At 58.4% G+C, this 19,836-nt stretch carries 16 protein-coding genes; all 16 read left to right on the top strand.

What is annotated here, in order from left to right; genetic code table 11:
• Positions 1–46: 46 nt before the first annotated feature.
• The 16 genes from CSQ86_RS07575 (at position 47) to CSQ86_RS07505 (ending at position 19,661) form a co-directional block, all read left to right on the top strand.
• A complete protein-coding gene (locus CSQ86_RS07575; RefSeq protein WP_100494497.1) occupies positions 47–1,417 on the top strand; it encodes an MFS transporter in 1,371 nt (456 codons plus the stop codon).
• A 166-nt stretch (positions 1,418–1,583) separates the two neighbouring features.
• Positions 1,584–2,339 carry a 4-hydroxy-tetrahydrodipicolinate reductase gene (dapB, locus tag CSQ86_RS07570; RefSeq protein WP_100494496.1) on the top strand — a complete coding sequence of 252 codons (756 nt, stop codon included), beginning with the start codon at positions 1,584–1,586 and terminating at the stop codon, positions 2,337–2,339.
• A 109-nt stretch (positions 2,340–2,448) separates the two neighbouring features.
• Positions 2,449–3,354 carry a 4-hydroxy-tetrahydrodipicolinate synthase gene (gene dapA, locus CSQ86_RS07565; RefSeq protein ID WP_100494495.1) on the top strand — a complete coding sequence of 302 codons (906 nt, stop codon included), beginning with the start codon at positions 2,449–2,451 and terminating at the stop codon, positions 3,352–3,354.
• Positions 3,355–3,436: 82 nt separating this feature from the next.
• A complete protein-coding gene (locus tag CSQ86_RS07560; protein ID WP_100494494.1) occupies positions 3,437–5,281 on the top strand; it encodes a ribonuclease J in 1,845 nt (614 codons plus the stop codon).
• Positions 5,282–5,427: 146 nt separating this feature from the next.
• Positions 5,428–8,037, top strand: coding sequence for an aminopeptidase N (gene pepN, locus CSQ86_RS07555; RefSeq protein WP_100494493.1), 2,610 nt, complete (start codon positions 5,428–5,430; stop codon positions 8,035–8,037).
• 104 nt (positions 8,038–8,141) lie between these two features.
• Positions 8,142–9,035, top strand: a complete 894-nt coding sequence (locus CSQ86_RS07550) for a sulfite exporter TauE/SafE family protein (protein ID WP_100494492.1) — start codon at positions 8,142–8,144, stop codon at positions 9,033–9,035.
• Positions 9,036–9,335: 300 nt separating this feature from the next.
• The gene (glmM, locus tag CSQ86_RS07545; protein WP_100494491.1) at positions 9,336–10,724 is read left to right on the top strand and encodes a phosphoglucosamine mutase; all 1,389 of its coding nucleotides are present in this window, start codon (positions 9,336–9,338) and stop codon (positions 10,722–10,724) included.
• A 39-nt stretch (positions 10,725–10,763) separates the two neighbouring features.
• Positions 10,764–11,417: a peptide deformylase gene (locus CSQ86_RS07540; RefSeq protein ID WP_100494490.1), complete on the top strand. Its 654-nt coding sequence runs from the start codon at positions 10,764–10,766 to the stop codon at positions 11,415–11,417.
• A gap of 237 nt (positions 11,418–11,654) precedes the next feature.
• Complete coding sequence (locus CSQ86_RS10015; RefSeq protein WP_272945240.1) at positions 11,655–11,786, top strand: hypothetical protein; 132 nt, start codon at positions 11,655–11,657, stop codon at positions 11,784–11,786.
• A 257-nt stretch (positions 11,787–12,043) separates the two neighbouring features.
• Entirely contained in the window at positions 12,044–13,168 is a 1,125-nt protein-coding gene (gene prfB / locus CSQ86_RS07535) for a peptide chain release factor 2 (RefSeq protein ID WP_100494489.1), read from the top strand.
• 100 nt (positions 13,169–13,268) lie between these two features.
• Positions 13,269–14,507: a cell division ATP-binding protein FtsE gene (gene ftsE, locus CSQ86_RS07530; protein WP_100494488.1), complete on the top strand. Its 1,239-nt coding sequence runs from the start codon at positions 13,269–13,271 to the stop codon at positions 14,505–14,507.
• Between the two features lie 6 nt (positions 14,508–14,513).
• The gene (gene ftsX / locus CSQ86_RS07525; RefSeq protein ID WP_100494487.1) at positions 14,514–15,437 is read left to right on the top strand and encodes a permease-like cell division protein FtsX; all 924 of its coding nucleotides are present in this window, start codon (positions 14,514–14,516) and stop codon (positions 15,435–15,437) included.
• A gap of 81 nt (positions 15,438–15,518) precedes the next feature.
• A complete protein-coding gene (locus CSQ86_RS07520; RefSeq protein WP_100494486.1) occupies positions 15,519–16,868 on the top strand; it encodes a CHAP domain-containing protein in 1,350 nt (449 codons plus the stop codon).
• A gap of 98 nt (positions 16,869–16,966) precedes the next feature.
• On the top strand, positions 16,967–17,443 hold the full coding sequence (gene smpB / locus CSQ86_RS07515; protein WP_033889531.1) for an SsrA-binding protein SmpB: 477 nt from the start codon (positions 16,967–16,969) through the stop codon (positions 17,441–17,443).
• A gap of 194 nt (positions 17,444–17,637) precedes the next feature.
• On the top strand, positions 17,638–18,588 hold the full coding sequence (locus tag CSQ86_RS07510) for an ABC transporter substrate-binding protein (protein ID WP_165773789.1): 951 nt from the start codon (positions 17,638–17,640) through the stop codon (positions 18,586–18,588).
• A 128-nt stretch (positions 18,589–18,716) separates the two neighbouring features.
• Entirely contained in the window at positions 18,717–19,661 is a 945-nt protein-coding gene (locus CSQ86_RS07505; RefSeq protein WP_100494484.1) for an ABC transporter substrate-binding protein, read from the top strand.
• Positions 19,662–19,836 lie beyond the last annotated feature (175 nt).

The raw sequence follows: 19,836 nt of genomic DNA, 5'->3' as shown, positions 1-19,836 counted from the left end.
GTGGGCGGGCGCACGTGTCGGACGAACTACCAGTAAGGAGAACACCGTGTCTACGACTCGTGTTGATACCACGTCGTATGCTGCCCATCCCTCCCCATACCGGAGGCTATTCGCACTGCCAGGGGCCAAAGCCTTCTGCCTTTCCGGAGCAGTGGCTCGCCTGCCTATCTCCATGATGAGCCTCGGCATTGTGCTGGCGCTGAACCACTTGTATGACAATTGGACCATAGCAGGCACCATGAGCGCCGTGTATGTGCTGGCCATGTCCTGCGTCACCCCGTTTTATGCGAGGGCGTTCGACCGATTCGGCCAGGCCCGGGTCGGCCGTATAGCGCTCGCAGTGCAGATCGTCGCCATGCTGTCGTTCGCGTTTGCGGCTCTGATCCGCGTGCCGATAGCGGCGCTGTTCGTGCTAGCCATCATCATGGGACTTACGCAGTTTTCATTCGGCGCATTGGTCAGAACACGTTGGGCATACGCGTTGCGCACGGTCGAAGACGGTGAGCAGCTGCTCAATACTGCATACGCCATGGAAGCAGCCATCGACGAAATCGTGTTCATCTTGGGGCCGATTATGGCTGCATGGCTCGCTACCTCAGTCCATCCTGTTTCACAGCTGTTTGTGCCTACATTGGCTTGCGGCATCGGCGGTACCATATTCTTCTCGCTCAAATCCACGCAGCCGAGCATCATTGTGGAGCCCGTCACTGTATCCGTATCCGAGCATGCCACGCTAAGCAATGCGTCCGCCGCACCTACGGCTACACCTACGAAGAAGGGCTCGTCGGATACATCAGCCGCGGATCGGCTCACGCTTCGCCAGCTGAAAACGCAGGCGCCTAAGCCTAAGAGCGTGCTGCTTTATGCGGGCGTATTGCCGCTGCTCGCGGTGTTCGTGGTGTTCAATATGAGCTTCACCTCATTCGACGTCTCAATCACCGCGACGATGAAAACCATGGGATTGGAACCGTTCCTCGGTCTTCAGCTTGCCATGTTCGCCGTAGGCTCGTGCGCCGGCGCTCTGATATTCGGCTCGCGACAGCTCAAAGGCTCCCATTGGGCGCATATGGTCATGTTCCTTGCATTGCTCACCGTGGGATACGTGTTCTTCCGCCTTACCATGGACAGCCTCATTTTGCTGGGAATCATCGAGATTCTGACAGGCCTGACGGTTTCACCATTGTTCGCAACCGGCAACCTCATCGTCAAGGATCTGGTACCGCCGGAATCCCTGACTGAAGGACTGAGCTGGGTGACTACCGCCGGTACGGTCGGTACATCGATTGGTTCCTCTGTGGCCGGCGTCGTTCTGGATGCGGCGAACCCGCACGTGGGCATGATGCTGCCGTTCCTCTTTACCTTGGCCGCGGTTCCGCTCGCATTGTGCGGATGGCTATTGGCAAAGAGGCGAACCTGATTGCTTCGCCGCATCGTCGTCGCGCACCGCGTTCTCGCATCACACCGGCAGCCCCATTCCGTGGACATTTCATTGGTTTGCATGGCTGCTGGTGATAGGCTGATTGCCGATTTAGAGGCGTACAACGTACAACACAAAGATATTAAAGAACATATAGGGGAGCAGCATGATCAAGGTTTCTGTAGTCGGTGCCAAAGGTCGTATGGGTTCGCACGTGGTTGCGGCGGTGAACAATGCATCGGATACCGAATTGTCGCTGGCGTTGGATGCCGGTGACGACCTGGCCCAGATCACTCCCGACAACACCGATGTGGTCGTGGAATTCACTGTGCCGAGTGTAAGCCTGACCAATGTGCTTACGCTGATCGGCCAAGGCGTCGACGTGGTGGTGGGCACCACCGGTTGGACCGATGAGAAGCTCGCCCAAGTCAAGGAAGCCATCGCGAAGGGGCCGAAGCCGGAAACCCAGAAGGTATTCATTGCCCCGAACTTCGCCATTTCCGCCGTGCTGGCCGATTACTTCGCGGTCAAGGCCGCCAGGTACTTCGAATCCGCCGAAGTCATCGAATTGCATCACCCCACCAAGGTTGATGCCCCCTCCGGTACCGCCATCCACACGGCTCGCGGCATCGCCGAAGCACGCAAGGCAGCCGGCATGGCTCCGGTGCCGGACGCCACCGAAACCGATGGTGGCTCCCGTGGTCAGGTGATCGACGGCATCCATGTGCACGCCGTGCGCCTTCGTGGTCTAAACGCCCACGAAGAGGTGCTGTTTGGTAACGTTGGCGAACAGCTGACCATTCGTGCCGACAGCTTCGATCGCACCAGCTTCATGCCGGGCGTGCTGCTCGCCGTGCGCAAACTCGCCGGCGACGCTCCTGCAGGCCTGACCGTCGGCCTCGACCATTTCCTTGACCTGTGAGCGCCCCCGCCACAGGTGAAACCAGACATACAAACGAATCACAAGCATCACAACAACGGGCTCTATGTCGGTTACATAAGAGTCCACAATGGGAAGTACGGTGAACACTATGAGCGAGCATGACATGCATCTTCTTGACCCTGCGCCTTTCGGCCGAATCCTGCCGGCAATGGTTACCCCTATGAAGGCAGATGGCAGCGTTGATTTCGACGCGGCGGTCAAGCTCGCCAAGCATCTCGTGGCCGATGGAGCGGATGGTCTGGTGGTCAATGGCACCACCGGCGAATCGCCCGTGACCCATATGGAAGAAAAGGTCGAGCTGGTCAAGGCCGTCAAGGAAGCAGTTGATGTACCGGTGATTTCCGGTGCTGGTTCCAACGACACCGCACACACCGTGCGTATGGTTGAGCAGACTCAAGAGGCCGGCGCTGACGCAGTGCTGGTAGTCATGCCGTATTATTCCCGCCCCTCCCAGGATGGCATCGTCGGCCATTACAAGGCCGTCGACGAATCCGCAGAAAAGCCGATCATCGTATACGATGTCCCCGGCCGCACCGGTCTGAAGGTCAAGATCGAAACTTATGACCGTCTGGCCGAACTTGAACACGTCAAGGCCGTCAAGGACGCCACTGGCGATCTTGCAGCCGCAGTGGAGAAGCAGCAGCGCACCGGTCTCGCCTGGTATTCCGGCGATGACGGTCTGTTCCTGCCGTTCCTCTCCATTGGTGCCGTCGGCATCATCTCAGTGATTGCCCACGTCGCCTCCAACCCCATGCAGCAGCTCGTCCAGGCATTCGATCGTGGCGATATCACCACTGCCCGTCGTCTCGCCAATCAGCTCGCACCTCTCGTCCACGCGCTCAACGGCGACGGCTACCAGGCCGTTATGGCCAAGGCCGCGCTCAAGGTCAAGGGATACATCCCCTCCACCACCATGCGCCTGCCGAACATCGGCCCTGATGCCGCTCAGCTTGATAAGGCCGAAGAAGGCATGCGCGCCGCTGGACTGCTGTAAGCAGCTGCTGTATACGGGTTGCCAGCCCGCCGCTTCCGCATGACAGAGCGAAAGCACAAACAACAGAAAAATCCAAGAAGATATGGCACAAGAACAAAAGAAGACAACAAAGAACAGCAACTCGCGCCGTCGTGGCTCTGGCCGCAAGGGCGGCAAGAGCCAGACCAGCCGCAACAACCAGTCCCGCAAGATCAATCAGGCGCCTACTGCGCCTCAGCAGGATGCGGTGCTGATTGCTCCGCCGAAGTATCGCAAGGGTTCCATGCGCATCACGCCGCTTGGTGGCCTCGGCGAAATCGGCCGCAACATGAACGTGATCGAATACAACGGTCATTTGCTGCTCATCGACTGCGGCGTGCTCTTCCCTGAGGAGGAGCAGCCGGGCGTCGACCTGATCCTGCCTGATTTCAGCTACATCAAGGACCGTCTCGACAAGGTCGACGCCCTGGTGCTGACTCACGGTCATGAGGACCACATCGGTGGCGTTCCCTACCTGCTGAAGCTGCGTCCGGATATCCCGCTGATCGGCTCCAAGCTGACCCTCGCATTCGTGGACGCCAAATGCAAGGAACACCACCAGAACCCCACCAAGGTGGAGGTCGCTGGCCGCGAAAAGCTCAAGGTGGGCCCATTTGAGCTTGAGTTCGTCACGGTAACCCACTCCATTCCGGACGCCCTGGCTGTTTACGTCAAGACTCCGGCAGGTTCCCTGATCGATACCGGCGACATCAAGCTCGATCAGCTGCCGCTCGACCACAAGATCACCGATCTGGTGGAATTCGGCAAGATTGGCGAAAAGGGTGTGGACCTCCTGATGATGGATTCCACCAACGCCGAGGTGCCTGGCTTCGTGAAGCCTGAGACCTCCATCGGTCCGGCATTGGATCAGGCGTTCGCCCAGGCCACGCGCAAGATCATCGTGGCCAGCTTCTCCTCCCATGTTCACCGTGTGCAGCAGGTGGTGGATGCGGCCCACAAGTATGGCCGCAAGGTCGTGTTCGTAGGCCGTTCGATGGTCCGCAACATGTCCATCGCCGCCGACCTCGGCTACCTGCACATCCCTGAAGGCACCGTCGTGGACCTGAAACAGGCCAACGACATCCAGGATGACAAGCTCGTCTACATGTGCACCGGTTCCCAGGGCGAACCAATGGCCGCCCTCGGCCGTATCGCCGACGGCAACCACCGTGACATCCACATCAACGAGTTCGATACGGTGATTCTCGCCAGCTCCCTGATTCCGGGCAACGAGCATGGGGTGTACAAGGTCATCAACAAGCTCGTGCAGCTCGGCGCCAAGGTGGTCAACCGCGATAACGCAGCCGTGCACGTTTCCGGCCACTGCAACGAGGGCGAGTTGCTGTACATGTACAACATCGTCAAGCCGAAGTGCGCCATGCCTATCCACGGTGAGAACCGTCACCTGGTGGCCAACGGCCTGATCGCCGTTAAGACCGGCGTCGATCCGCAGAACGTGGTGCTTGCGGAAGATGGCGACGTGGTGGATCTCTACCACGGCAAGGCCGCAGTCGTCGGCTCCGTGCCGTGCGGTTACGTGTACGTCGACGGTGATTCCGTCGGCGAACTGACCGACGACGAACTGGAGAAACGCCGCATCCTCGGTACCGAAGGCTTCGTCTCCGCATTCGTGGTGGTGGATACCGACAACCGCGAAGTCGTCACCGGCCCGAAGATCTACCTGAACGCCGTTGCCGAGGACGAAAGCGAATTCGACAAGGTGCGTCACCAGATCGTCGAACAGCTGAATGACGCTCTGATGCAAGGCACTCGCGACACCTATAAGCTGCAGCAGATCATGCGCCGCACACTGGGCGGCTGGGTGGCCCGCCAGCTGCACCGCAAGCCGATGATCGTGCCGGTTGTGGCGGACATCGCTCAGGATGTCGACATTATCGACCAGCACTGAGTGCCGTTAATGGTAGCGGGTCAGGGGAGCGTAATACCCCTGACCCGCTACAGTCGTAGTTAACCTTTACTTGAAAAGTCGTTTTCCACTCCGGCGCTTTGCGCCACCTCCCTTGCACAGGGAGGTTTTTGTATGAAAGGAACACTATGCCCGGATCGAATCTGACCCGTGTCGAGGCCGAAGAACGTAAGGCCGTAGTCGAAGCGCCAATTCACTACCATGTTGACCTTGACCTGACCGTGGGCCCGAAGAACTTCGGTTCCAAAGCCCTCATCTGCTTCAACGCCAAGGAAGACTCCTCGACCTTCCTCGATCTGATTGCCGATGAAGTCACCGCCATCGAGCTCAATGGCGAATCGATCGACCCGGCCGTGGCCTACAAGGACAACCGCATCGAACTCAATCACTTGAAGGCCAAGAACGAGGTCACCGTCACCGCTTTGTGCCGTTACTCCAACACCGGCGAAGGCCTGCATCGTTCGGTTGATCCGTCTGACGGCAACGTGTACCTGTACTCCCAGTTTGAAGTGCCGGACGCTCGCCGTGTCTATGCCGTGTTCGATCAGCCTGATCTGAAGGCCACGTTCGATTTCAAGGTGCTTGCCCCGAAGAGCTGGATCGTCACCTCCAACATGCCGGCTGCCAGCATTGAAGATGACGCTCGCGAAACCCTTGACGGCACTCTGGAAAACAAGCCGAACGAATCCAGCCGCCTGTGGACCTTCGAGCCGACCCCGGTGATGAGCTCCTACCTGACCGCCATCTGCGCTGGCCCGTACGCCGAATGGCACACCGAATACCACAACGAGGATGGTCGCACTGTGCCGATGGCCCAGTACTGCCGCCAGTCCTTGGCCGACGCCTTCGCCAAGGACGTGGACTACCTGTTCGACATCACCAAGAAGGGCTTCGCCTTCTACGCCAAGACCTGGGGCGTGCCGTACCCGTACGCCAAGTACGACCAGATCTACGTGCCGGAATACAACGCCGGTGCCATGGAGAACATCGGCATGGTGACCATCCGCGACTCCTACGTGTTCGAATCCAAGGTGACCGATGCTCTGGCCGAACGCCGCGTGGTGACCGTGCTGCACGAACTCGCCCACATGTGGTTCGGCGATTACGTGACCATGAAGTGGTGGAACGACCTGTGGCTCAACGAGTCCTTCGCTGAATTCACCTCCACGTTGGCCACCGCCGAGGCCACCGAATGGCACGACGCCTGGGCCACCTTCTGCTCCGGTGAAAAGAGCTGGGCACTGCGCCAGGATCAGCTGCCGACCACGCACCCGATCGTGGCCCCGATCAACGATCTCAACGATACCTACGTCAACTTCGACGGCATCACCTACGCCAAGGGCGCTTCCGTGCTGAAGCAGCTGGCCTTCTACGTGGGCCGCGAGCAGTTCTTCAAGGGCATCAACAGCTACCTCAACCGCCACGCCTACTCCAACGCCACCCTGGCTGACCTGCTGGGCGAACTGGAGAAGACCTCCGGCCGCGACCTGAAAGCATGGAGCGCCAAGTGGCTGGAGGAATCCGGCATCAACACCATCGCCGCATCGGTGGCCGAAGCCGCTGACGGCACCATCGCCGAGCTCAAACTCACCCAGACCGCTCCTGAAGAGCACCCGGTGCTGCGCCCGCACCGTCTGGCCATCGGCTTCTACAACGAAGACAAGGCCACCGGCAAGATCGTGCGTACCGAACAGTTCGAACTCGATGTGGACGGCGAAACCACCATCGTGGAAGCCGCCGCCGGCAAACAGCGCCCGGCTCTGATCCTGGTGAACGACGACGATCTGACCTACACCAAGATTCGCTTCGATGCCGAGTCCCAGGCCTTCGCCGAAGCCAACCTGCATCGTTTCGACGACGCACTGGCTCGCGCCGTGACCTGGCTGGCCTTCTGGGACATGACCCGTGACGGTGAGTTCCCGGCCGAGCGCTTCGTGGACATGACCCTGCGCCTGCTGGCCACCGAAACCGAATCCACCACCTTCCGCTACGCATTGGCCTGCATGAGCACCACCGCCCACCACTATGTGGCGCCGGCCCGTCGCGAAGACGTGCTACGCCATGTTGCCGCCGAGCTGTGGAAGCTGGCCAACGCCGCCGAAGCCGGTTCCGACACCCAGTTCCAGCTCATCACCGCCTACCTCGGTTACGGCGAGGAAGGCGACGAAGCATTCGCCGCCAACGCCCGTGGCCTGCTTGACGGCACGGTGAACCTGCCTGGTCTTGAGATCGACAACAACTTCACTTGGACCATCATCCAGTCCCTCACCTCCGTCAATGCGTTGAGCGATGACGAGGTTGAAGCCCAGCTGGCTAAGAAGGATTCCATTGTGAACCGTGAGTTCGCACTCGGCGCTCGCGCCGCACGCCCGACCGTTGAGGCCAAGGAATGGGCTTGGGATCAGGCGCTCAACAACACCGAGCTGACTAACTCCCAGCTCGAGGCCGTGGCTCGTGGCTTCTCTGCCACGCCGAACACCGAGTTGGCCGAGCCGTTCGCCGCCAAGTACTTCGAGACTGTGGATTGGATCTGGGCCAACAAGACCTACCACATGGCCGAGGCGCTGCTCAATGGCCTCTACCCGGGTTACGCCGATCCGGCCACCCTCACCAAGCTGGGTGACGCATGGCTGGAGGAGCACTTCGCCGCCGACAACGCCCTGAAGCGTCTGATTGTGGAGAACGTGGCTTCCTCGCACCGCACGCTCAAGGTCCGTGACTACAACGCCGCCCTGTGAGCCTGTAGTCCATATAGCAAAAGAAAACCCGCAATCAATCCTCAACAGCGTATCCTCGCTCAAGGCTGGTGATGTGCCGACCTGAACAAGTGAAGGGTACAAGGATGATTGCGGGTTTTTCCATACTTTCGCTGCTGTTGATTCTGTTGGCCGGTGTCGGTGCCGGATTCGTGGGGTATGCAGTAGGCGCATCCTCATTGGTCTCTTACCCGGCACTGCTTGCTTTCGGCATTCCACCGGTGCTGGCGAACGCCTCCAATACCGTCGGTGTAGTGGGTACCGGCATTGGCGGTGTAATGGGCGCTCATCGTGAGCTTAAGGGGCAGACTCTGCGTGTTATCACCTATGTAGCCATCGGTGCCATCGGCGGCATCATCGGCGCTTTCCTGCTGCTTGAGCTCGACCCCAAGGTATTCGAGTTCGCAGCCCCTGCGCTGATTCTGTTTAGTTCTCTCATCATCGCCGTCAATCCTCGCGGACGCATGCAGGCGAAGCAGGCGGCCGTAGATGCCGCAGCCCAGCTGAACCACATCAGTGCGGCCGAACAAGCCACGGTAACGGAACCGATTGCCGAACAGCGTAAGGCCGAGGACCGTGCGGCTCAACTTTCCATCGATCAGCCGGTGCAGCCGATGAACAAAGACTCATGGTGGGTCTGGATTGGCGTATGGGCCGTGGCCATTTATTCCGGCTACTTTGGAGCCGGTGCTGGCACTTGTGCGCTCGCCGTATTGGATGCGGCCAAAATCGGGCCGTTCCATAAGATCAACGCCCTGAAAACTCTGATCGGTACCGGTGCGAACATCACCGCATCCGTGGTGTTCATCGTGCGAGGTGCAGTCGACTGGCCGGCCGCCATCATGCTGTGCATCGGCTGCTTCATCGGCGGCTACATCGCTCCACCAATCACCCGCAGGATTCCGGCGAATATCATGCGCGCCGCCGCCGTGATCGCCGGCATTGTGCTCACCATCGATTTGGCCCTCAAAACCTACTAACCATTGTCGGAAATACGGGCTGAAATGGACGTTCCTGGCAATTCGAAGCGCCAAATAGGACATCGAGGATGCCCAAAACGTCCGTTGGACGCTTCGAATTGCCAGGAACGTCCATTTCAGCCCGTGATTGAATGGAATCAAGGTGATGTGGTAGGGGAACTTACGCCCAAGTGGCTGCAAATGCAACCGAATTGAGCAGTATTGCGCAAATCAGTATGACATAGTGCGCCCAGCCGATTACCATGGTGCACGTTATAGAACGAGACGGCTGGAAGCCGCTCAAGTGAAGGATGCAATAGTATGCCGAAAATGTTTGGAACCGATGGTGTTCGAGGACTTGCCAACAAGGATTTGACTGCGCGCCTGGCCCTCGATTTGGGTGACGCCGCCGTGCGTGTGCTGGGCGATGCCGGCACGAAGGATGATCAGCCTGAAGGTCGCCGCCGTGCGCTTGTGGGCCGTGACACCCGAGTTTCTGGCGATTTTCTGGCGTCTGCACTCTCTGCAGGTATGTCCGCAGGCGGTTTCGACGTCATCGACGCCGGCATCATTCCGACTCCGGGTGTGGCTTATCTGACCAGCGTACTCAATGTGGAAATGGGCGCCGTGATCTCCGCATCCCACAACCCGATGCCTGATAACGGCATCAAGTTCTTCGCTCGTGGCGGCTTCAAGCTGCCCGACCAGAAGGAAGACGAGATCGAGGCCGTGCTCGGTCAGGATTGGGAGCGCCCGACTGGTGCTGGAGTGGGCCGTGTGAGCCATGACCAGACCACTGCCACCAACCTATACATCGACCACCTGGTCTCCACCATCGCGCCGCTCAACGATGACCAGACCCAGCCGAAGCCTTTGAAGGGTCTAAAGATTGTGGCCGATTGCGCCAACGGCGCCACCTCCGTAGTGGCTCCTGAAGCCCTGCGTCGCGCCGGTGCCGATGTGATTGTGATCAACGCATCCCCGGATGGCTACAACATCAACAAGAACGCCGGTTCCACCCACCCCGAGCAGCTGCAGGCCATGGTCAAGGCCACCGACGCCGTGATGGGCGTTGCCTTCGACGGCGACGCCGACCGCTGCCTCGCCGTGGACGAAGACGGCAACATGGTCAACGGCGATCAGATCATGGGCATTCTGGCCCGCGCCAAGAAGCGCGAGGGCAAGCTCAACCACGACACGCTCGTCGTCACCGTGATGAGCAATCTGGGCCTCAAGCTCGCCCTGAAAGAAATGGGCATCAAGACCGTGGAGACTTCCGTAGGTGACCGCTATGTGCTCGAGGAAATGCTCAAGGGCGATTACTCGCTCGGCGGCGAGCAGTCCGGCCACGTGATCAACCGTGAATTCGCCACCACTGGCGACGGTACCCTGACCGCACTGACCCTGTGCAACGAGGTCGTCAAGTCCGGCAAGAGCCTTAAAGAACTTGCCGCCGACTTCCCGCAGCTGCCGCAGACCCTGATCAATGTGCCGAATGTGGATAAGAAGGCCGCCTCCACCAACAAGCGTATTCAGGAGGCTGTCGCTCACGAGGAGGAGCTGCTGGGCGATTCCGGCCGTGTGCTGCTGCGCCCGTCCGGCACTGAGCCGCTGGTGCGCGTGATGGCCGAAGCTGCTACCCAGGCTTACGCCGACGAGGTGTGCACGCGCCTGGCCAAGATTGTGGCTGAGGAGCTCGCCCTGAAATAGTCCCTTCCGTAAAGGAACGTCCACAAAAGGAAAGCCCGCATGTTTGGAAAGAACACCAAAGTCGACCTTGAGCTCAATCGCATCGTCGAGCAGCTCATTAAAACCGGTGGCAAGGAGAAGATCCTGCCTATCGTGCAAGCCGGAGAGCCGGTGCTGCGTCAGCAGACCATGGCCTACAACGGGCAACTGTCGAAGCGCACGTTGGCCAAACTCATCGACACCATGCACACCACGATGCTGGAAGCACCGGGTGTGGGCTTGGCCGCAACGCAAATCGGTCTCGGTCTGGCACTCGCTGTAGTCGAAGACCATGTGCGTGACGATGAGGACGATCCTCGCGAAATCGCCGAATTCCCCTTCCATGTGATCATCAATCCGAAGTACACGCCTGCCGGTGACGCTACCGCCTCCTTCTATGAAGGGTGCCTGAGCTTTGACGGCTATCAGGCCGTGCGCAAGCGTTGGCTTGATATCACTGCCGAATGGGACGACGAAGACGGCAAGCATCATACCGAAAAGCTGCATGGCTGGCCGGCGCGTATTTTCCAGCACGAGACCGATCATCTGAGCGGCGAGCTCTACATCGATCGTGCGGAGATTCGGTCGCTGACCACGTATGAAAACCTCGAGGACTACTGGTGCAATGATCCGGTGCCTACTGAGGCAGCAGAAGAACTCGGTTTCGCACTGTAAATTGTCGCTGCTGTGATTGCTGTGACCGCTGTGGCTGTAGGTGTTCGAACGTTGACTGTAGGTTATTAAACGTTTTTCGTTCAAAAACCTACAGTCAACGTTGAATGAGATGTTGGCACGGAGTCATGCGTGATCGAGGCCGTGAACAAATTTGTGCCCAAAGCCACACGATAGTGCATTGATAGGCGGTATTTGGCTGCTCGACAGGTCTGAGGATTCGTTTATACTTCTGATTCCGTGAGTGAATATCAGGACAGTCGTCAGCAGCGTGAAAACCGCCGCCGCACTATGGTGCGCGTGGTGTGCGTTGTCATAGCTGTGGCTATGCTCGGCTCCCTGGTCATTCCGGCCATCTACGCCGGACTTTGACGCTGCCTGTGCGCATTCGTGTTTGCGGTTCGCACGTCCTGTTGCAACTGGTGTAATACATGTTCACATGCGCGGTCAGCGAAACATCATGAGCATCACTGGCCGATGCCGAACGATTAACAGCACACAGGCAATCACCGCGGCAGGAAGTCGGCGATTGGCGCCAATGGCGAGATCCGGCGACGGAATGTGCACAGGCTGTCAACAAGGACGTGGCACTAAGGAACTTTCAAGAATACACAGTAAGGTAAAACACGATGGCAGAATTTGACTTTACCCAAGCAATCGGCGAAGCTCGCGCCAAGTATGATTCCATCGCCAAGGCGCTGGACGTGGATCGACTCAAGGCTGAAATCAAGGAGCTTGAAGCTCAGGCTGCAGCACCGGGTCTGTGGGATGATCCGGAGAACGCGCAGAAGGTGACCAGCAAGCTTTCCGCTACGGAATCCCAGCTAAAGCGCTTGAATTCCGCATCCCAGCGCATTGATGATGTAGAGACGCTTGTCGAGCTGGGTCGTGAGGAAGGTGATCAGGCCTCCCTCGATGACGCCCAGAATGAAATCGGCGAGATCCAGAAGGATCTCGACCAGATGGAGATTCAGACCTTGCTCGACGGCGAATACGACGAGCGTTCCGCCGTTGTGACCATTCGTTCCGGTGCAGGTGGCGTGGATGCTGCCGACTTCGCGCAGATGCTGCTGCGCATGTATCTGCGCTACTGCGAGCGTAATGGCTTCAAGGCCAAGGTGATGGACACCTCCTACGCCGAAGAGGCAGGCATCAAGTCCGCCACCTTCCAGGTGGATGCGCCATACGCCTATGGTCGCCTCTCCGTGGAAGGCGGTACCCACCGCCTGGTGCGCATCTCCCCGTTCGACAACCAGGGCCGCCGTCAGACTAGTTTCGCCGCAGTCGAAGTGGTGCCGCTGGTCGAGGCCACCGATCACATCGATATTCCGGATACGGATATTCGTGTGGATACCTACTGCTCCTCCGGCCCTGGCGGTCAGGGCGTGAACACCACCTACTCGGCCGTGCGCATCACCCACTTGCCCACCGGCATTGTGGTGACCATGCAGGATGAGCGTTCCCAGATTCAGAACCGCGCCTCCGCCATGGCCGTGCTCCAGTCCCGACTGTTGGTGCTGCGCCATGAAGAGGAAGCCAAGAAGAAGAAGGAACTCGCCGGCGACATCAAGGCCAGCTGGGGAGACCAGATGCGCTCCTACGTGCTGCACCCATACCAGATGGTCAAGGATCTTCGTACCGGTTACGAAACCAGCCAGACGCAGGCCGTGTTCGACGGCGATATCAATGGCTTCATCGAAGCCGGCATCCGCTGGCGTCACGAGCAGCGCCGCCAGGCCGAATCCGAAGAGTAATAGAAGCGCAATACCTGCCTGAAGACCGGGAACGAAGGTCTGTGCTGTGCGCAGCACAGACCACCCATCAAAAACACAATCTGACGAAAAGGAAACGGATATGGCATTGATCTCATTGGACAAGGTGTCCAAGATCTACCCGAAGGGTACGCGTCCGGCACTTGACAATATCAATCTTGATATTGAACGCGGTGATTTCGTGTTTTTGGTGGGTGCGTCCGGCTCCGGCAAGACCACGTTGCTCAGCCTGCTGCTGCGCGAGGAGGAAGCCACCAGCGGCGAGATTCGCGTGGCAGGCAACGATTTGCGCCGCATCTCCAACCGTCAGGTGCCGCAGTATCGCCGTTCTCTGGGCTTCGTGTTCCAGGACTACAAGCTGCTGAACAACAAGACGGTGTGGGAGAACGTGGCATTCGCACTTGAGGTGATCGGCACTCGTCGCTCGACCATCAAGTCGCTGGTTCCCAAAGTACTGGACACGGTTGGCCTGACCGGCAAGGAAAAGAACTATCCGCATGAGCTCTCCGGTGGTGAGCAGCAGCGCGTGGCCATCGCCCGAGCATATGTGAATCATCCGCAGATTCTGTTGGCCGACGAGCCCACCGGAAACCTTGATCCGACCACATCTCTGGGCATTATGGAAGTGCTGGATTCCATCAACCGTACCGGTACCACTGTGGTCATGGCTACGCATAACGAGGAGATCGTCAACTCCATGCGCAAGCGTGTGGTGGAACTGCACAACGGCAAGATCGTGCGCGACGAAGCCCATGGTTCCTATGATTCCGCGCTGTTCTTCCCGGATGCCGAGGTTGAGGCGCGTTCGGATAAGGCTAATCACATTGCCGCGCCGGCTCGCGCTGCGATTGAGGTGGGCGAAGGCCAGTCCGAGGGTATCGCCCGTCTGGCTAATTCCGTGCATTCCGGCCGTACGGGCCGCTATGGCGAGACGTTTGCCCCGATTGAGGATACGTTGACCTGGGGGAAGGGCTTGCCTCTTGACGAGCAGGCTGCCGCGTTGGAGGAAACGCAGGCGTTTGACCCATTGAAGGATACGGCGGACGGAGCAGTGACATCCTCCGATGCCCGTGACGATTCCCGATTCGCACCTCCTCGCGTGCCCGCGCCATCGTCACCATCGGATTCCGCTGAAGCTGCCGGTCAAACCGCAGCACATGCACACGGCGCCGAAGGCGGAAGCGCGGCAGCCGAAGCATCTTCGCTTGTGCCTCCGGCACCGCCTGCGCCCCCTGTGCCGCCTGCGCAACAATCCGCGGCTCCTGTGCCGCCAGCACCATCCGATGAGCACAACGCTGACGCTGACAAGAAGGGGGAGTAGCTAGCTATGCGTGCGCAATTCATTCTATCTGAAACCTGGACCAATCTGAGGCGAAACCTGGCCATGCTGCTTTCGCTGATGCTGGTCACGTTCATCTCCTTCCTGTTCATCGGCGCATCGGTGCTGACCCAAGCGCAAATTACCAAGGCCAAAGGCGATTGGTACGACAAGGTCGAAGTCGTGGTCTGGCTGTGCCCGGACGGCACCAGCCAATCCGCCAATTGCGCCTCGGGTAAGTCGCCTTCCGCTCAGGAGATCACTGATCTGCAGAAGACCATCCGCGATGAGCTCAACGATGTGGTCGCTAAGATCGATTACGTCAGCAAGCAGGATTTCTACAACAACACGTTCACCAAGCAGTATCCGAACGGTGAATTCCAAGGGCGCACCCTGACCGCCGATGACATGCAGGATTCGCTGTGGCTGAAGCTCAAGGATCCGACGAAATACCAGGTGGTGGCCGAAGTGCTTTCCGGCAAGGAAGGCGTGGAGGATGTGACCGATCAGCGGCAGATCTTCGATCCGGTCTTCGCCGTACTGAACCGCGCCACCGCAGTGACGGCGGTGCTGGCAGGTGTGATGGTATTGGTCGCCATTCTGCTTACCGGAACCACGATTCGTATGTCCGCCGCGTCCCGGCGCACGGAAACCGAGATTATGCGATACGTCGGTGCCTCCAACTGGACCATTCGGCTGCCGTTCATTTTGGAAGGCGCCATTGCATCCTTACTGGGCTCGGTGCTTTCATGCCTGATGCTTTCGGTGATCGTGCGTGTGTTTATCACCGGATGGTTGGCCCAATCCGTTACCTGGATTCCGTATGTGAATCAGCTCACAGTGCTGATGATCTCCCCATTCCTGATATTAGGCGCGATATTGCTATCGGTCATTGCCTCCACCATCTCGTTGAGACGTTATCTGAGAGCATAAGTTTGCCGGAGCGCCACCGGCATTCTCAGATTCGCATGTTATGGTGTGCATTTGTATGGCAATGGAAAGGATTATTCGTCTATGAATAAGACGACGAACACAATAAAGCCCGCATTGGCAGCGTTGACGGCGGGTGTGTGCTGCGTGGCCGGATTTGTGCTGGCTCCCGTGCAGTCCGCCGAGGCGAACACCTATTCCAATTTGGTCAATGCGCAAAATCAGCATGCGGCATCCGTGGCGCGTGAGTCACAGCTGAAAGCGCAGTTGGCCGGTGTCAGTACTGAGCTTGCCAACAAAATCGTCGAGCTTGATGATCTGACCAATAACAAGATCGTCGCCGCCCAGGATAAGGTCACGCAGGCCAATGCCGATGCGGCTACGGCCCAGGACGAAGCCGAGGCCGCGGCGCAACGCCTCGAGGCCGCACAAAAAGATAAGGAAAACCTCGAAAAGCAGATTGAGCAGACCGGCAAGGACTATGACGATGCTCATGCCGCCGTTGCCCAGATTGCCCGAGATAGCATGCATGGCTCCAATACTTCGGAGGTCATGAGCGTGGTCACTGGTGCCAGCAGCACGCAGGACTTCGTGAATTCCATGCAGTCCCGCGACGCATTGTCTCGCAACGAAGCCAACGCCGCATCATTGGCCGCAAGTGATCTCAACACATCTAAGAACCGTGGAGAACGTCTTGCCGCCATCGAGAAGCAGATTGCCACGCTGAAGACCCAGGCCGATCAGAAGTCCGCCGCGGCGCAGACTGCTGCCGAAAACGCGCAGAATGAGCGTGACGCTCTTGAACAGCTGCGTCAGGAAGGCGAGCAGCGTCGAAACGAACTGACCTCCATGGTCTCCGATTTGAAAGATCAGCAGGCGGCTCAGGCGGCGCAGAGCGTTCTGCTGGCGTCACGAGTGGACTCCTATAACCAGCAGTATATTCAGGAACAGGCTGCTGCTGGTGGTCAGGTGAGCAATGGACAGCAGCAGAGCAGTGGTGGCACTGTCTCTGGCGGCAGTACTGGTGGTGGCACTGTTTCAGGCGGCGGCAGCAGCTCTGCGGGCAGTAGCACCGGTCAGGGCACATCGAATGGCGATGTCGGCAATATGTATGTTGCGGGTCAGTGCACGTGGTATGCATACAACCGGCGTAAAGCGATGGGCATTGGCACCCCCTCCTACCTCCATAACGGTGGTGAATGGTACCTCAACGCGCCTCGATATGGTCTGCGTGTCGATCACGTTCCCCAGGTAGGTGCGGCGCTGTCCTTCCCGCCAGGGGTTGCGGGCGCTGATGGCACCTATGGCCATGTGGCCGTGGTGGAAGCGGTATCCGGCAACACGGTGACGATTTCCGAGATGAACGTCATGGGCCCGTTTGTTGTTAGCTCGCGCACTCTGCCTAACGCCAGCGCGTACTGGTATGTGCACTGATGGGACAAGCAGGCCGGTCCTATTATGGCCTGCGATTGCGTTATGATGATTCCCCCTCCTCAACAGGAGGGGGATTATTGAATGGAAGGAGGGAAGCTATGGCCAAGGAAACCGGTGAGAAGCTGATTGTGCAAAACAAAAAAGCTCGGCATGACTATGCCATCGAAGACAAGTATGAGGCCGGAATCGCGCTGACTGGCACCGAAGTGAAGTCGCTGAGGGAAGGTCGTGCTTCGCTATCCGAAGCGTTCATATCCATCGATCGTCGTGGTGAGATGTGGCTGGAAGGCGCCAATATTCCCGAATACCTGAACGGTACTTGGAATAATCACGCCCCCAAGCGCAAGCGCAAGCTGCTGCTGCATCGTCAGCAGATCACCAAGCTGGCCCGCGGCATCGAAGCCAAGGGATACACGATCGTGCCGCTCAGCCTGTATTTCAAGGATGGCCGAGTCAAGGCCTCCATCGCATTGGCCCGAGGCAAGAAGGAATTCGACAAGCGTCAGGCATTGCGCGAGGAACAGGACAAGCGCGAAGCATTGCGTGCCATGCGCTATGCCAACATGCGTCACTAGGCTTGGCTTGTTATGCAATCAGCTCTTCTCTGTGTTGAGAAGAGCTTTTTTATTATGCTGTCTTCGGTCCAACGATGTCCACAACGTGAGCAGTATCTCGCATTATTAACCGCCTTGTAGCATTGCGAACTTACTCTCTGGAGCCAACTGGGAAATATACCCGCCCAGCCGACTATACGGAGAGAGGAAATCCAATGTCTCTAAGCAAGGGAATGAAATCCATGGCTGCCGCCGCCGTAAGCGCGGCAATGTTGATTGCGGTCGCCGCATGCGGCACCAGCGACAATGCGGATACTGCTTCCACCAGCGGTTCCGATTCGTCCAGCAAGTCCAGCACGCAGGGCTTCGATACCAGCAGCATCAAGAAGGACGACGCCATCGCCGCGCTGCTACCTGATTCCGTTGCCGGAGACGGCACTTTGACGGTCGGCACCGATACCTCGTATGCTCCAGCGGAGTTCCTGGCGGAGGACGGCAAGACACCAGTTGGCTTCGACGTCGATTTGTCTAAGGCGCTGGCCGCCGTGTTCGGGCTCAAGGAGAAGACCGTTTCCTCCACGTTCGATTCGATTATTCCATCCGTCGGCTCCAAGTACGATATCGGTATTTCTTCCTTCACGGTGACCAAGGAGCGCTTGGACGCCGTCGATTTCGTCACCTACTTCAAGGCGGGGTCCACTTGGGTGACCAAGAAGGGCAACCCGGACAAGGTAGATACCTCCAACCTGTGCGGTGTCAAGGTGGCCGTGCAAACCGGCACCACTCAGGAGGAAGAGATCAATGCCGCCAATGACCAGTGCAAGGCCGACGGCAAGCCTGAGATCGATGTTCAATCCTCCAAACTGCAGACCGATGTGACCACGGCTGTGGCTTCCGGCAAGGCGTCTATCTTCTATGCTGATTCTCCGGTGGCCGGTTACGCCATCGAACAGACCGGGGATACGTTGGCCGCTCTTGGCGACGACACTGGCGTGACCCCGGAAGCCGTGGCCATCAAGAAGGGCGATTCCGCCACTGCTGAAGCCGTGCAGAAGGCCGTGCAGAAGCTGATGGATGATGGCACCTACAAGAAGATTCTCGATACCTGGGGCGTCTCCTCCGGAGCCGTCGATAAGGCTGAAATCAACCCTGCCGTATCCGAGTGATATGGGCGCCGCTGCTGCGCCATGCCAACCAAATCGTATATGTATGCATGTTAGTGTATAACTATACCTAATGATTGATGACGGCCAGCCAATCAAGGCCGGTCGCCCAAGAGAAGAAGAGAAGTACTATGCAGTCCAAGAAGCTGAAGACCATTGCCGCCGCCGTTCTGAGCGCAGCCATGCTGTTCACCGCCGCCGCTTGCGGCACCACCGATGAAGCCACCTCCGGCTCTGATTCCGGTTCCGGTTCCGGTGAGACCAAGACCATCACCAGCTACGATGTGAGCTCCGTCAAGAAGGATGATGCCATCGCCGCTTTGCTGCCTGAATCCGTGGCCAAGGACGGCAAGCTGACCATCGGTACGAACCCCTCCTATGCTCCGGCTGAATTCCTCGACGCCGACGGCAAGACCCAGATTGGTTATGACATGGATCTGGCTCACGCTTTGGGCAATGTGTTCGGCCTCAAGACTGAAATCGTCTCCTCCAACTTCGATACCATCATCCCGGCCATCGGCTCCAAGTACGATCTCGGCATCGCGGCATTCACTATCACCAAGGAACGCATGGAATCGGTTGATTTCGTCTCCTATTTCACTTCCGGCATGGCCTACGCCGTGGCCAAGGGCAACCCGAACAAGGTTGACGCCAGCGATTTGTGCGGCCTGAATGTGGCCGTGGAAACCGGCACGGTGGAAGAGGACGCCATCAATGAAACCGCCAAGCAGTGCAAGGCCGATGGCAAGAAGGACATCACCATCCAGTCCTCCAAGCAGCAGACCGACGCCACCACTGCGGTGGTGACCGGTAAGGCCGATGTGTTCTTCGCCGACTCCCCGGTGGTCGGCTACGCCATCGCCCAGACCGACGGTCAGCTTGAGCAGCTCGGCAAGGACTTCGACTCCGTGCCGAACGCCATCGCCATCAAGAAGGGTGACACCGGCACCACTGAAGCCGTGCAGAAGGCTATGCAGAAGCTGATGGATGACGGTACTTACGGTAAGATTCTGAAGCACTGGGGCGTTGAGTCCGGCGCTCTGACCAAGGCTGAAGTCAATCCGAACGTCGAGTGAGGGCAGTTCGCTCGGCCTGTTCGGCTGACCGGGCCGGACTGAACTCAAGCTGAACTCAAGGGGAGTTCACCCTGTATAAAGAATGGGGCGCTTATGTTGCACGTAACACAAGCGCCCCATTCATGCGTTAAGGTGCAACGATAGTTCTTACAAGTCGTGCAAGGCGACTTCAACA

Source organism: Bifidobacterium felsineum, from assembly GCF_002802915.1.
GTDB classification, from domain to species: Bacteria; Actinomycetota; Actinomycetes; order Actinomycetales; family Bifidobacteriaceae; genus Bifidobacterium; species Bifidobacterium felsineum.
This window is presented reverse-complemented; position numbering and strand designations above follow the sequence as displayed.